The following is a 12,745-nucleotide window of genomic DNA, read 5'->3' on the forward strand; positions in this document are numbered from 1 at the left end:
CCTCATAAACGTTAGGCTTATAAAACCTTTAACGCTTATTAGTTAATAGCCTTGTATAATACCTAACCCAAGCTTAGATAAAGACATTGAAAAGCAGGCAGCGCCTCAAAAGACATGGTAAAATCCGGCACTTCCTGACTCTGGAACAACATGGTAATGGCTGAAGGTGTTTCTCTAAGCTACCGCGATGCGGGAGTTGATATTGACGCAGGCGAAGAACTCGTTCGCCGGATTAAACCACATGCACAAAAAACCCGCCGCCCAGAAATGATCTCGGGCATTGGTGGTTTTGGCGCTTTATTAGCAATCCCACCACAATACAAGCAACCGATTTTAGTTTCTGGTACGGATGGGGTTGGCACTAAACTCAAACTCGCGCTAGATACAGGTATTTACGACACTATCGGCATTGATCTCGTGGCGATGTGCGTGAATGACATTATTGTCAGTGGGGCTGAGCCTTTGTTCTTCCTCGACTACTATGCGACTGGGAAACTTGATGTTGAAGTCGCTGAGCAAGTCATTAAAGGGATCGCCGAAGGTTGCTTACAAGCAGGTGCGGCCTTAGCCGGTGGTGAAACCGCTGAAATGCCGGGTATGTATCATGGCAATGATTTTGACTTAGCAGGCTTCTGTGTGGGCGTGGTAGAGCTCGATAAAATCATTGATCAAACCAAAGTCCATCGCGGCGATGTACTGATCGGGATTGGCTCTAGTGGTCCGCACTCCAATGGTTACTCATTGATTCGCAAAATCATTGAAATCAGTCAAGCATCCTTAGATGAACCTTTTGGTGAGTCGACTTTAGGTCGCACTTTATTAGAACCGACTAAAATCTACACCAAACTAGTACTGAATCTACTCAAACGCCATGATATTCACGGGATTGCGCATATTACCGGTGGTGGGATCACCGACAACCTTCCGCGCGTCCTCCCTGATGGGATTCAAGCACGCGTGAAGCGCAACAGTTGGGAACGCCCAGCGATTTTTGGTTGGCTGCAACACAAGGGTAATGTCACCGAAGAAGAAATGCTGCGTACTTTCAACTGTGGGATTGGTTTGATTTTAGTCGTAGCAGCACAGGATAAAGACGATATTCTTACCACGTGCCGCTTGGATCATGTACCAGCTTGGGTGATTGGTGAGATTGCTAGCACTGATGCCACTGAGCCGCATGTCACCTATGTCGACTAAGCGCATTGTTGTTTTAATTTCTGGCAGTGGTAGCAATCTACAAGCTCTTATCAATGCTTGCGCTAGCCATGAAATTCAAGGCTCGATTGTTGCAGTTATCAGCAATCGCCCTGAAGTCTATGGCTTAACGCGCGCGCGCCTAGCAGGCATTGAAACTCAAACTCTCGATCATAAAAACTTTGCAGATCGCCTAAGCTTTGATCAAGCTTTGATGGAATTGATTGATACCTACCAGCCTGACTTAGTGGTGCTTGCGGGCTTTATGCGCATTCTAACTACAGAGTTTGTTGAACATTATTCAGGGCGAATGTTGAATATTCATCCTTCCCTGTTACCTGCTTACAAAGGTGTGCATACGCATCAACGTGCCTTGGCTGATCAGGCCAAAGTACATGGTGCGAGTGTGCATTTCGTGACGGCAGAATTAGATGATGGAGCAGTAGTTTTACAAGCTGAGCTGCCTGTTTTAGCCGCAGATACTGCCGAAACTTTAGCAGCGCGAGTTTTAGTTGAAGAGCACAAAATCTATCCGAAAGTAGTGGCTTGGTTTTGTGATGAGCGCCTAAGTTTTAACGAAGGCTTTGCTTGGTTGGATGGTCAGCGTTTATTAGAACCGCTTAAACAACAGGTTTAAGCGTCAGAAATCATTTTCAGTTTCGTTGGGTGTAACGCCTTGAGCTTTGCACCAAGTTTCTACCGTTTTTAAAGCTTGCAACAGATTATCATGTTGCTGATCCGGCATTTCATACGCTAAGCGTGCATTCCAAGCCATAACCTCAGGCTCAATACGCACGAATAAGTCCTTGCCGCTTTCGGTTAAGCAAATATGCGCGACTCGCTTATCACGCTGATCCACTTGCCGACTAATTAAAACCTTTTTATCCATCAAGATAAGTGCACGACTGACTCGCGCTTTATCCATACTGGTGGCGATACCAAGCTGGCTAGGGGTTAAGGAACCATGATGATTCAGGTGCACCATTACCCGCCATTCCGGAATGGTGATACCAAAACCTGCATAGACTTTGGATAAAGCACGACTCACCATTTCAGCAGTGACTGAAAGATGGTAAGGCAGAAAATTATCAAGCTCTAATTTTTTCATTGCAACATTTTAATTATATTAATTTTTCTTGCAAATGATTTTATACAAAACTATATTAGTTTCGATCAAAAATATTTTTCCATGCCCACACTACGAGGAGTCTGCCAGATTATGGGTAAACAATTTGCATCGGTCGCTGATTTAGATCAAAAGCAAGTCACTTTTTCGAAATTAGCCGAAGGTGTGTATGCCTATACGGCTGAGGGTGACCCCAATACTGGCATTATTATCGGTGATGACTCGGTAATGGTAATCGATACTCAAGCCACTCCAACGATGGCGCAGGATGTGATCCGCCGTATTCGTGAAGTGTCTGATTTACCGATTAAACATGTGGTGATGTCGCATTATCATGCTGTACGTGTGTTAGGCGCTTCTGCTTATCAGCCAGAAAATATTTACGCCAGCCGTAATACCTATGACTTAATTGTCGAACGTGGACAACAAGATTTTGAGTCTGAATTAGGTCGTTTCCCACGTTTATTCGCTGATGCCAGCTCCATACCCGGTTTAACTTGGCCGAATATTATGTTTGAGCGCGAATTGACTGTTTTCATGGGTAAACGTAAAGTAAAAATCATGCATTTAGGTAAAGGCCACACTAAAGGCGATACCGTCGTGTGGTTACCTAAAGAAAAGATTTTATTCTCCGGTGATCAAGTTGAATACGGTGCTACCCCTTATACCGGTGATGCTTATCATGAAGAATGGCCACACACTTTAGAAAAAATTGCAGCCCTTCAACCTGAAAAATTAGTACCCGGTCGTGGCGAAGCCTTAGTCACTGCCGAGCAATGCTTAGAAGCGATTAATGGCACTCGTGACTTTTTAGGACAAATGTACGGCAACGTAAAAAAGTGCCGTGCAGCGGGGATGGATTTAGCCGCTACCTATGCAGATACCTATAAATTGCTGCAACCTCAATTTGGGCATTGGGTTATTTTTGAACACTGCTTACCCTTCGATATTACCCGCTGCTATGACGAGGCGGGCGACTATCCTGATCCACGCATCTGGACAGCAGAACGCGATAACCAAATGTGGCATTCACTGCAAGCCGTGGTCAGTAAGTAAGACCTTGTTCAACTCCACTAAGCCTTACTATGAGAGTAAGGCTTGAGTGCTTCAACCTTCACTGGAGGAGTGAATAGTGTGGTTTCAACTTATGTAAATCCGGTTTATGCCTTCAAGCCAAGTAGTGATCAAACTGCCTATCCGCCCACGCATCATCCTGTAATCGTTGTCGGCGGAGGTCCAACAGGTTTGTATTGCGCTTTAGATCTGGCTAAACAAGGCATTCCAAGCGTAGTTTTGGATGAAGATAATACGGTAAGTTATGGCTCGCGGGCTTTATGTTTCTCTAAACGCAGCTTAGAAATCCTAGACCGTGTGGGTTGTGGTCAAGCGATGGTGGATAAAGGGGTGACTTGGCAGCTCGGTAAAGTGTTTTTTCATGAGCGGCAAGTTTACGAATTTAACTTATTACCTGAAGACGGGCATCAGCGCCCTGCTTTCATCAATATCCAGCAATATTATCCAGAAGAATTCCTAGTTAATCGCATTCAAGACTTTCCTGAAATTGATTTGCGCTGGCAAACTAAAGTCACTCAAGTAAAAAAAGTTGGCGAACTCGTTGAAGTCAGTGTGACTACACCGGCTGGCGACTATCGGATGACTTGTGACTATGTATTGGTCGCTGACGGAGCGAATAGCCCCATCCGCGAAAGCTTAGGCCGGCCATCGAGTGGGCAAATTTTTAATGACACCTTCTTGATTGCTGACATTCTAATGAAGGCGGATTTCCCGACCGAACGCTGGTTCTGGTTTGATCCGCCTTTCCATCCGGGGCAGTCCGTCCTCCTACATAAACAACCGGATGGCTGTTGGCGGATCGATTTCCAACTGGGGCCAAATGCTGATCGTCAGGCTTGGCGTGATCCTGAAAAAGTCCGTCCATTGGTTAAAGCCATGCTGGGCGATGATATCGAATTCGAGTTTGAATGGCTAAGTGTGTATAGCTTCCGCTGTCGACGCATGGACTCGTTCATTCATGAAGATCAAATTTTATTTGTCGGTGACTCAGCCCATCAGGTTTCACCTTTCGGTGCACGGGGTGCGAATGGTGCTTTACAATCCGCTGAAAACTTGATTTGGAAATTGACCCGCGTTCTGAAACAGCAAGCCCCCGCAGCTTTGCTCAGAACTTATGATCAAGAGCGCAGTCAGGGCGCAGATGAAAATATTCTGAACTCAACACGCGCGACTGATTTTATTACCCCTAAAAATCGCATGACGCGCTTCTTCCGTGATACGGTTTTAGAATTAGCCGAGCAATACACCTTTGCGCGCCCCTTAGTGAATAGCGGACGCTTATCCTTACCCTGCATTTATGAAGCCTCACCCTTAAGTATACCGGATACAACGACTGATCACTTCCCGAAAGCACTCCGTCCCGGTTCTAGTTGTAAAGATGCACCGATCAAGGCCTTGAATGCAGCGCACAGTGCCGAGCCTTGGCTCTTACAGCAGTTAGGTGATCGCTTTGTGCTATTAGTGGATGGGCGTGCTTTGCCGAGTGAAGCTTTAGCACAACTTGAGCAGGTAGCGGATTTAGATATAGTCGTGATCGCGGAGCAAGTCTCCTCGAATTACACCACCTTAAAAGACAGCGTAGGTTTAGTCACAGAGCGCTACGACTTGCAACCCGGAACTGCTTATTTAATTCGCCCTGATCAACATGTAGCAGCCCGTTGGCGGCAAGTACGTGCCGATAAAGTGCTGGCTGCCATGCAACGAGCTTTAGGCAAGGAGCTGATATGAGCCAGTTAAATCTTCAAGCTAACTTTTCAGATGCTGATGCTTTTTTTGCAGCGCTGGCTGATCTCCATCGTGAAGGTGATGAACGTAAAAGTGAGCGTATCAATGCGCGGCTGATTTTAATTCTCGCCAATCATATTGGTGATCAAGCGATTCTGCTCGAAGCGATGCGTATCGCCGCCCAATTAACCACCACCGATGAATAGAATTATGAGTGAATTAAACTATTTACACGGCTTCGGCAATGAATTTGAATCCGAAGCTTTAGCAGGTGCTTTGCCAGTTGGCCGCTTTAATCCGCAACGCGTCAACCACGGTTTATATGCTGAGCAATTTAACAGTACTGCTTTCACGGCCCCACGCGCCGATAATCGCCGTACTTGGTTTTATCGGATTCGCCCTTCAGTCATTCAAGGTCGCTACCAAGCTATTGATAATGGTTTAACCCGTAGCGCGCCCTTCACCGAAATTCCAACACCACCGGATATGCTGCGCTGGTCACCCTTAGCGATTCCTAGTCAACCGACTGATTTCGTCCAAGGCTTAACCACGATGGCAGTGAATGGTAGCGTGCCGGGGCAAGCAGGGATTGGCATTCACCTGTATCTGGCTAACCAATCCATGCAAGATCGCTTTTATCTGAATGCCGATGGTGAAATGTTGCTAGTACCCCAACAAGGCGGACTGCGCTTACATACGGAATGCGGAATTTTAGAGGTAGTACCGGGTGAAATAGCTGTCGTCCCACGCGGGATGAAATGGCGAGTCGAGCTATTAAATGAAAGTGCGCGCGGTTATGTGTGCGAAAACTATGGGCATCCACTGATTCTGCCGGAGCGTGGCCCAGTCGGCGCGAATGGTTATGCGAATGACCGGGATTTCCAAATTCCGGTTGCTGCTTTCGAAGATCGTGAAGGCCAGTTTGAATTAGTTACCAAATTTATGGGGCAGAATTATAGCTGTGCGCTTACGCATTCACCCTTGGATGTGGTGGCTTGGACGGGTAATTCAGTGCCGTATAAATACGATCTAGCACGTTTCAATGTGATCAATACCGTAAGCTACGATCATCCTGATCCATCCATTTTTACGGTACTGACTTCACCTTCAGGGCAAGCGGGCGTTGCCAATGTGGATTTCGTGATTTTCCCGCCTCGCTGGATGGTCGCAGAAGATACCTTTCGCCCACCTTGGTATCATCGTAATTTCATGAGTGAGTTCATGGGCTTAATCTTGGGCGTGTATGATGCCAAAGATAGCGGTGGTTTCGATCCGGGGGGTTGCAGCCTACATAATAGCTTCTCACCGCATGGCCCGGAAGCTGCTGTTTTTGAGAAAGCAAGCAGTGTGGAACTCAAACCGCAGCGTTATGAAAATACGTTAGCTTTTATGTTTGAATCGCGCTATGTGATTCAACCCACACGTTTTGCCCTCGAAACCCCAGCACTGCAAGCTGATTATGTCGATTGTTGGCATGGTTTAAACAAACATTTTGGAGGTGCTGCATGAAACTCGCTTCATTAAAACAAGGCCGTGATGGCGAATTAATTATTGTCTCGCGTGATCTCAAACAAGCAGTGAAAGCCTCTGTTATCGCGCCAACTTTACAAGCTGCTTTAGATGATTGGGCGAATCTCGCACCACAGCTACAAGCCTTATCCGATGCGCTCAATGCCGGTAAAGCTAGCCATGCGTTTGCGTTTGATGAAAGTGCTTGTGCGTCTCCCCTGCCGCGTGCTTATCAATGGGCGGATGGGAGTGCTTATGTGAATCATGTTGAACTCGTCCGCAAAGCGCGTAATGCCGAAATGCCCGAAAGCTTTTGGCATGACCCACTGATGTATCAAGGTGGCTCTGATAGCTTCATTGCTCCACACGACCCTGTGCCTTTAGCCAGCGAAGATTGGGGCATTGATTTTGAAGCCGAAGTCGCAGTGATTACGGATGACGTGCCGATGGGCGCTAGCCCTGCAGTCTGTGCTGATAAAATTCGCTTACTGATGTTGGTGAATGATGTCTCCTTGCGTGGTTTGATTCCGGCTGAATTGGCCAAAGGCTTTGGCTTTTTCCAATCCAAACCTTCCAGTGTCTTCTCGCCAATCGCAGTCACCCCGGATGAATTAGGCACTGCTTGGCAAGATGGACGCGTGCATTTACCACTGTTGGTCACTTACAACCAAGCCTTATTTGGCAAAGCCAATGCAGGCGAAGATATGACCTTCAATTTCCCACAAATCATCGCACATGCTGCAAAAACCCGCCCCTTAGGTGCAGGTGCAATTATTGGCTCTGGCACGGTCTCCAATAAGCAAGATACCGAATACGGTTCAGCCGTTTCTGAAGGTGGTGTGGGTTATTCCTGCATCGCTGAAGTACGCATGATTGAAACCATCAACACCGGCCAACCGCAAACTTCCTTTATGAAATTCGGTGATAGCATTCGGATTGAAATGCTGGATGCGCAGGGACAGAGCGTATTTGGGGCGATTGAGCAGAAGATTGTGGAGTATAAAGGCGCATAAATTGGCCTAAGTACTTGTTGGCAGAACTGCTCTTGACTACCATTAGTTACTACAGCCAATTACTAGTAACTAATGGTGTCTACTATGTCTGCTAGCGTAAAACTATCTGATGAGACCATTGAGTCTGCCCGCCAACAAGCCCAAATCTTTCAACGTACTTTAGGGGGACAAGTCGATTATTGGGCAAAAATCGGTAGACTCGCAGAAATGTACCCCGGCCTAACCTTCGATTATTTGCAAAAACTAATGCGTGAAAACCGCTTACAGCACTTAACTAATCCATCAATTCCGACGAAACAATTTAATGCAATTAAACTAAAAACGGCTGGGTATCGCTTTGATCGTGAGGATGCCAATGCCCGCTAAGTTTTTTCTCGATTCCAATGTGCTTATTTATCTTTATTCTGAAGATGAACCAGAAAAAGCTACCTTAGCTCTAAAATGCGCTCAACAACCAGACGCTTGGATTAGTACCCAAGTCTTAAATGAGGTCAGTCAGTAATTTACTCCAAAGACATGCAGCACCGGCAAATCATTGAGGGAGTGCTGCGGCTTACTGATCCGTTTGCAGCATTGAAGGATAACCAATGAGTAAGGTTTGCAATTCTACCAACTCCGCATCGCGGCGATGATAGCCGGTTTCTTGGATGAGGCGGGCAGCGGCGGTGATATGATCAGCCACTTTGTTGCTGCTCCCCCCATCCCGACCTTCTGCCAACAACAACCGCGCCATCTCCAAATGATAATCTGTCAAATGCAGGCGCATCCCGCTCGGTTCGGCAATGTCGAACACTTCCTGCAAATCCTGCCGAGCGCGAGTGAAATCGTCAGTTGTGCGGTAAAGCGCAGCGCGTGCCAGCAGACCGAGTGGTGTATATGCCTGACACTCGGCCTCATGGAATTTGGTTGTAGCCCGATTTAACCAGTCAAGGGCTTTTGTAAAGTTTCCTCGAAATAAATAAGAACGACCAAGAGTAAGTTGGTCTAGGGCAATATCAAGTAAAAACTTGTTTTTGCGTGCTATTTTGATAGTAAATTTCGCGCGTTCAAGTACTTCAGCTTTTTTGTTAATTCTCAGTAAAAGATCACAGTATTGAAAACCCTGTAGTCCGAATAAGAACTTATCTGCTATATTAATCCTTTGCTGAATTTTTTCGGCTTCGATGAAGAGTTTGAGTGGTGTTTCTGTATGACCAGATTGATGCAAGACATCTGCATATGTAGTGATCGCAAATATTTCTTCTACTTTATCTGAAGATTTCTTAGCATAATCAACGCCGATTTTAGCTATATCTAATGCGGCGGAAAAATTTCCAAGAGCCATTTCCCTCTCACTTCGATTGCCCATCTCTCTTGCTACCTGTTGCCAACTCTTTCTGGAAAAAAATATCTTCGTTGCTGCCTCAGCAGGCTCTAATGCTTCACGTATTCGACCTGTTGCAGATAGCTGGAAAGCTGCTCTATTCAAATAGATGGCTTGTAGCTCTTCGTGCAAATTAGACGAAGGAATGCTCCATGGTTTATCAAAAAAATTTGCAATGACAGCAAGGTCATCGCTGGATGCACCAAGCGTTCTTAGAATATATGATTTTTCGCCACGATATATTCTCATCCAATGAATGCGACCTGATGCTTCTTGGTGCAACCCCGCCGCACACCCATGCGCTACAGCCCTAAACAACGGCTGCATTTCTTCCAACGTATCAGGAAACTCCTTTTCTGGCAAAGCTTTGTAGTAGTCATACAGCCGTGCATGTGCCTGTTGCCATGCTGCGGGGTGCTGGCTTTGCAATTGCTTGCCGAAGTATTCGCGGATCAGCGGGTGGCAGTCGAGCAGATCGGGGTGGCCTTCGTGTGCTGATAGCATCCGGTGTTTTTCGCGCAAATCGCGGATGGTGACTTTCCACGCTTTTTCAGGAATGCCAGCGGTCAGGTCGGGAATTTGCGCCTGCCACAGCACCTGCAAAACCTCGGTTTCAATCGGGTGGTCGAACAGCCCCAGCAAATGCAGCAGTTGCAAATCAGGCGTACCTTCCAACCAACGGCTATAAGCCTGCATCACCCTGAAAGCATGGCGTTCAATAGCATCATAATCGCCTAGTAACTCATCCAGTGTATCGCGCTTGCGTATATCGCCATCCAAATAGGTGTGCAAAGCGTTGCCCAGCAAATGCAACGCGAGTGCATGGCAACCGTATTCATGGACGGCTTTTTCCAGTTCCGTTTCACTGCCGTACACCTCCCAAGACTTCAGCAAGCTAACGCCATCTTGCGGGGCAAGGTTTTGCAGGTTGTGGGAAACGACATGGGCGCGATCACTGAGTTCATGCACCGCAAGGCGGGTGGTAATAATGCACAGGCTGTTATGTTCCCCCGCAAGGCTTTTCAGCAATTGGCGAATAGCTCGGTCTTTGAGTTCACCGCGCATTCCCCTACCGGCATGTTGCAGTGGTTCTAAGCCATCCAGCACCAGTAGACAACGCCGTTGGCGCAGCAAATGAGCGAGGTGTTCACCTTTTTCCTCTTCGGTGTTGAACTGGGTTTTGTCGGATTTCAGCACCCCGAATACATGGCTGAAAAACGGTGTAGCGGAGATTTGCTTGTCTTCGCTTGCCCCTTGTGCATAGAAGGACCACACCAGTAGCGCGTCGATGCCCTTGGTGTGGTCGAGCCAATGGCGTAGGAGTTTGGTCTTGCCTGTACCACCGGGGGCGATGAATTGGATGATGCGCGTGCCATTACCTGCCCAAGCGTCGTTGAGCAATTGCAGTTCGGCAATGCGTCCGAAGAATCCTCCCTTGACGGTGGGCAGGCGGTCGGAGTGGATGCGGGATGGTATCTGTGCAGTTGGCAAAGAGCGGAGTGTACCTATCACGGGTGCGAGATATTCAGCCTGCCTCGTTAGCATCCTGTATAATGTATCGTAATCACGTGGCAACATATAAGTGGAGTATGCCTTCAACGCTATAGGCACATGGTCAAAATCACCCTGTGATGGAATCACCGGAATGAATTTGGTGTTGTGGTAGTAGTGGTCGTACAGGGTTTGCGAAATGACCACGCCTTCAAATGTTACCCCCTTGCCACCCTGAGTTTCCTGCCCGCGATAGCGCCGCAAATAAACTTCCGTACACACCAATAACACGAAATCAGCAACTTCAAGCTGGTTTTCCATCCAACGCTGCCAGCCTTCGGGCGGGAAGCCATTGATATACTGATCAATCTGGCAATCTAAGCCCTCACGACGCAAACGGTCTGACAAATCACGCACAAAAGCTCGGTGTGCATCAGAGTCATGGCTGTAACTGATGAAAACCTTGGTCATAAGCTTGCCCTAGATAATCTTAGATGCTGTAAACTTTACCATTGATCGCTGATTTGTCCGAAAAGCTTTAAAGCCAATAAACTAGTTTTTAAACCGTCGATAATAAGCCCGTGGCGGCTGTGCAAAAGCCCCCTTCTCCGACTCACTCACCTGCTTAAAATACTCATCCGCAAAGGCTGCGATTGCCCCATATAATTGCGCAGTGATTCTCCGCGCTTGCTGGCTAGCAGAATCGGCTTCCACCAATTCTTTCGGTAACTCTGGCTCACGTAATAATATCCGCCGGTATTTATGAATCAGCAAGATTTTAATTAAAAAGCATAATTCAGGATCAGGCTGCCGCGTATTTAAAGCAGCATCTAAAACAGGCGCAAATTGCTGGTTAAACTCAGTATATTCCTCATCTAAAGCAGCAGTATTAAAGCAATTGCGAATTAAGCGATTGGCCACTGGTACGTTTTCTGGTTCAGGAGTGGTTGCTTGTAAAATCGCAACATGCTCTTCGATTTGTAGTTCTTTAATTAAAGCACTGACTTCGGCTAAATCAGCGGTAGGATGCGCAAAGATGCCCGTGGTGATGTGTGTGAAGCCCAGCCAGAATAACTCCTTGCGTAATTGCTCGCGCTGCTCAATACTCAATTCACCGAGAAGAGTAATCACTAAACGCCATTGCCCATCCCAACTGGCTAAATCGGGCGCATAAATCCGGCTGGCGGCGCTAGAGAATTGGCGCAAGCCTTTTTCAGTCAGTGAATAAAAACTGCGCCGGCCGATTTGCTGTGAACGCAGTAGATTTTTCTCAGACAGACGAAACACACAAGTGCGTACCAAACGTTCATTCACTCCAAGCGGCTTGACCAGTTTAATTAAACTGCCCAACCAAATCGAGCCACCATACGGGCAAACCGTGTCACCATAAACCGTGACAATCAGCGAGTTCGCGTGAATCGGTGAGGTTTGCACAAACTGATCAATCAAGGCTTGTGCAGCTTGATTAAATGAATTCTCTATCTGTATTTGGGGTTGTCGAGCCGGATTAGTCACGTTTCAACGGGGTTCCTGTTGTTTAATTTGATAGAGGGGCGCAAGACCATCAGCATCAATCTGGGGGCGATTGGCCTCGATTTCAGTTAAAGGCGTAGTTTCAACCAAGGTTTGCATACTACGCACAGCAAGCTTTTGATATGAACGAGTGCCCTCTTCTTTCCAGCCAATTTCAGTGTCGCTCAGTTCACGTATAATCCGCGCGGGCGTGCCTGCCACTAAACTCCGTGCTGGTACTTGCATATTCGCTTTTACAAAACTCATCGCTGCCACGATTGCCGAATGCCCAATCACTGCCCCGTCCATAATCACACTATTCATACCAACTAATGCATTTTCGCCGACTTCGCAGCCATGTAAAACTGCCCCATGACCAATATGGCCATTTTTGCGCACCACGGTATCCGTACCGGGGAAACCGTGCATTACGCAAGTATCCTGTAAATTGGAACCTTCTTCTAATACTAAACGCCCAAAATCCCCCCTTAGTACTGCATTGGGTCCAACATAGCAACCCGCAGCGACAATCACATCGCCGATTAAGACTGCAGTGGGGTGAATATAGCTCTCAGGGTGCACCACGGGGCGAATTCCATTAATGGCATAGTAAGGCATGAATAAGTCCTCCATTATTAGGTTTAAGCTTAGTCGGTCTAAGCGTTTTACGTCTACTCCTCAGACCTTAGTAAAACACAAAGTGATACAACAAAAAATACTTTGACTATGATTTTGTAT

Annotated in this window: 13 protein-coding genes; 9 read left to right on the forward strand and 4 right to left on the reverse strand. The window is 47.0% G+C overall.

From position 1 onward, the window contains the following. Positions 1–156 precede the first annotated feature (156 nt). Positions 157–1,197, forward strand: coding sequence for a phosphoribosylformylglycinamidine cyclo-ligase (gene purM / locus Q0307_RS16815; RefSeq protein WP_298662185.1), 1,041 nt, complete (start codon positions 157–159; stop codon positions 1,195–1,197). Continuing rightward, positions 1,187–1,831 (forward strand): phosphoribosylglycinamide formyltransferase, encoded by a 645-nt coding sequence (purN, locus tag Q0307_RS16820; protein ID WP_298662187.1) that lies wholly within the window; start codon positions 1,187–1,189, stop codon positions 1,829–1,831. The genes purM and purN overlap by 11 nt, the downstream gene beginning before the upstream one ends. Positions 1,832–1,834: 3 nt before the next feature. Here the strand turns inward: purN and Q0307_RS16825 are convergent, their stop codons facing one another. Beyond that, positions 1,835–2,302 carry a MarR family transcriptional regulator gene (locus Q0307_RS16825; protein WP_298662189.1) on the reverse strand — a complete coding sequence of 156 codons (468 nt, stop codon included), beginning with the start codon at positions 2,300–2,302 and terminating at the stop codon, positions 1,835–1,837. Between the two features lie 111 nt (positions 2,303–2,413). Between Q0307_RS16825 and Q0307_RS16830 the strand changes: the two genes are divergently transcribed. From Q0307_RS16830 to Q0307_RS16860, 7 genes are all read left to right on the forward strand, one after another. After that, positions 2,414–3,376 carry an MBL fold metallo-hydrolase gene (locus Q0307_RS16830; RefSeq protein ID WP_298662191.1) on the forward strand — a complete coding sequence of 321 codons (963 nt, stop codon included), beginning with the start codon at positions 2,414–2,416 and terminating at the stop codon, positions 3,374–3,376. A gap of 42 nt (positions 3,377–3,418) precedes the next feature. Continuing rightward, on the forward strand, positions 3,419–5,122 hold the full coding sequence (locus Q0307_RS16835) for an FAD-dependent oxidoreductase (RefSeq protein ID WP_298662193.1): 1,704 nt from the start codon (positions 3,419–3,421) through the stop codon (positions 5,120–5,122). Then, positions 5,119–5,325: a DUF2783 domain-containing protein gene (locus Q0307_RS16840; protein WP_298662195.1), complete on the forward strand. Its 207-nt coding sequence runs from the start codon at positions 5,119–5,121 to the stop codon at positions 5,323–5,325. Before Q0307_RS16835 ends, Q0307_RS16840 begins: the two co-directional genes overlap by 4 nt. 4 nt (positions 5,326–5,329) lie before the next feature. Further along, positions 5,330–6,628 carry a homogentisate 1,2-dioxygenase gene (gene hmgA / locus Q0307_RS16845; RefSeq protein ID WP_298662196.1) on the forward strand — a complete coding sequence of 433 codons (1,299 nt, stop codon included), beginning with the start codon at positions 5,330–5,332 and terminating at the stop codon, positions 6,626–6,628. Further along, positions 6,625–7,641, forward strand: coding sequence for a fumarylacetoacetate hydrolase family protein (locus Q0307_RS16850; protein ID WP_298662198.1), 1,017 nt, complete (start codon positions 6,625–6,627; stop codon positions 7,639–7,641). Before hmgA ends, Q0307_RS16850 begins: the two co-directional genes overlap by 4 nt. An 84-nt stretch (positions 7,642–7,725) precedes the next feature. After that, positions 7,726–8,007 carry a hypothetical protein gene (locus Q0307_RS16855; RefSeq protein WP_298662200.1) on the forward strand — a complete coding sequence of 94 codons (282 nt, stop codon included), beginning with the start codon at positions 7,726–7,728 and terminating at the stop codon, positions 8,005–8,007. Then, positions 7,997–8,143 carry a hypothetical protein gene (locus Q0307_RS16860; protein ID WP_298662202.1) on the forward strand — a complete coding sequence of 49 codons (147 nt, stop codon included), beginning with the start codon at positions 7,997–7,999 and terminating at the stop codon, positions 8,141–8,143. The genes Q0307_RS16855 and Q0307_RS16860 overlap by 11 nt, the downstream gene beginning before the upstream one ends. A 51-nt stretch (positions 8,144–8,194) precedes the next feature. On the opposite strand, the gene Q0307_RS16865 is transcribed toward Q0307_RS16860, so the two are convergent. The 3 genes from Q0307_RS16865 to Q0307_RS16875 form a co-directional block, all read right to left on the reverse strand. Next, complete coding sequence (locus Q0307_RS16865) at positions 8,195–10,966, reverse strand: SEFIR domain-containing protein (RefSeq protein ID WP_298662204.1); 2,772 nt, start codon at positions 10,964–10,966, stop codon at positions 8,195–8,197. Between the two features lie 81 nt (positions 10,967–11,047). After that, on the reverse strand, positions 11,048–12,010 hold the full coding sequence (locus tag Q0307_RS16870) for a PaaX family transcriptional regulator C-terminal domain-containing protein (RefSeq protein ID WP_298662206.1): 963 nt from the start codon (positions 12,008–12,010) through the stop codon (positions 11,048–11,050). 3 nt (positions 12,011–12,013) lie between these two features. After that, positions 12,014–12,625: a phenylacetic acid degradation protein PaaY gene (locus Q0307_RS16875; protein WP_298662208.1), complete on the reverse strand. Its 612-nt coding sequence runs from the start codon at positions 12,623–12,625 to the stop codon at positions 12,014–12,016. Between the last annotated feature and the right edge of the window lie 120 nt (positions 12,626–12,745).

This window comes from uncultured Thiothrix sp. (genome assembly GCF_937873765.1).
In the GTDB taxonomy this organism is placed as follows: Bacteria; Pseudomonadota; Gammaproteobacteria; order Thiotrichales; family Thiotrichaceae; genus Thiolinea.

What these genes read in the sequence shown, in the direction of transcription:
- purM (WP_298662185.1), top strand. Translation starts at nt 157, where the DNA reads ATGGCTGAAGGTGTTTCTCTAAGCTACCGCGATGCGGGAGTTGATATT.
- purN (WP_298662187.1), top strand. Translation starts at nt 1,187, where the DNA reads ATGTCGACTAAGCGCATTGTTGTTTTAATTTCTGGCAGTGGTAGCAAT.
- Q0307_RS16825 (WP_298662189.1), bottom strand. Translation starts at nt 2,302, where the DNA reads ATGAAAAAATTAGAGCTTGATAATTTTCTGCCTTACCATCTTTCAGTC.
- Q0307_RS16830 (WP_298662191.1), top strand. Translation starts at nt 2,414, where the DNA reads ATGGGTAAACAATTTGCATCGGTCGCTGATTTAGATCAAAAGCAAGTC.
- Q0307_RS16840 (WP_298662195.1), top strand. Translation starts at nt 5,119, where the DNA reads ATGAGCCAGTTAAATCTTCAAGCTAACTTTTCAGATGCTGATGCTTTT.
- hmgA (WP_298662196.1), top strand. Translation starts at nt 5,330, where the DNA reads ATGAGTGAATTAAACTATTTACACGGCTTCGGCAATGAATTTGAATCC.
- Q0307_RS16850 (WP_298662198.1), top strand. Translation starts at nt 6,625, where the DNA reads ATGAAACTCGCTTCATTAAAACAAGGCCGTGATGGCGAATTAATTATT.
- Q0307_RS16855 (WP_298662200.1), top strand. Translation starts at nt 7,726, where the DNA reads ATGTCTGCTAGCGTAAAACTATCTGATGAGACCATTGAGTCTGCCCGC.
- Q0307_RS16860 (WP_298662202.1), top strand. Translation starts at nt 7,997, where the DNA reads ATGCCCGCTAAGTTTTTTCTCGATTCCAATGTGCTTATTTATCTTTAT.
- Q0307_RS16865 (WP_298662204.1), bottom strand. Translation starts at nt 10,966, where the DNA reads ATGACCAAGGTTTTCATCAGTTACAGCCATGACTCTGATGCACACCGA.
- Q0307_RS16875 (WP_298662208.1), bottom strand. Translation starts at nt 12,625, where the DNA reads ATGCCTTACTATGCCATTAATGGAATTCGCCCCGTGGTGCACCCTGAG.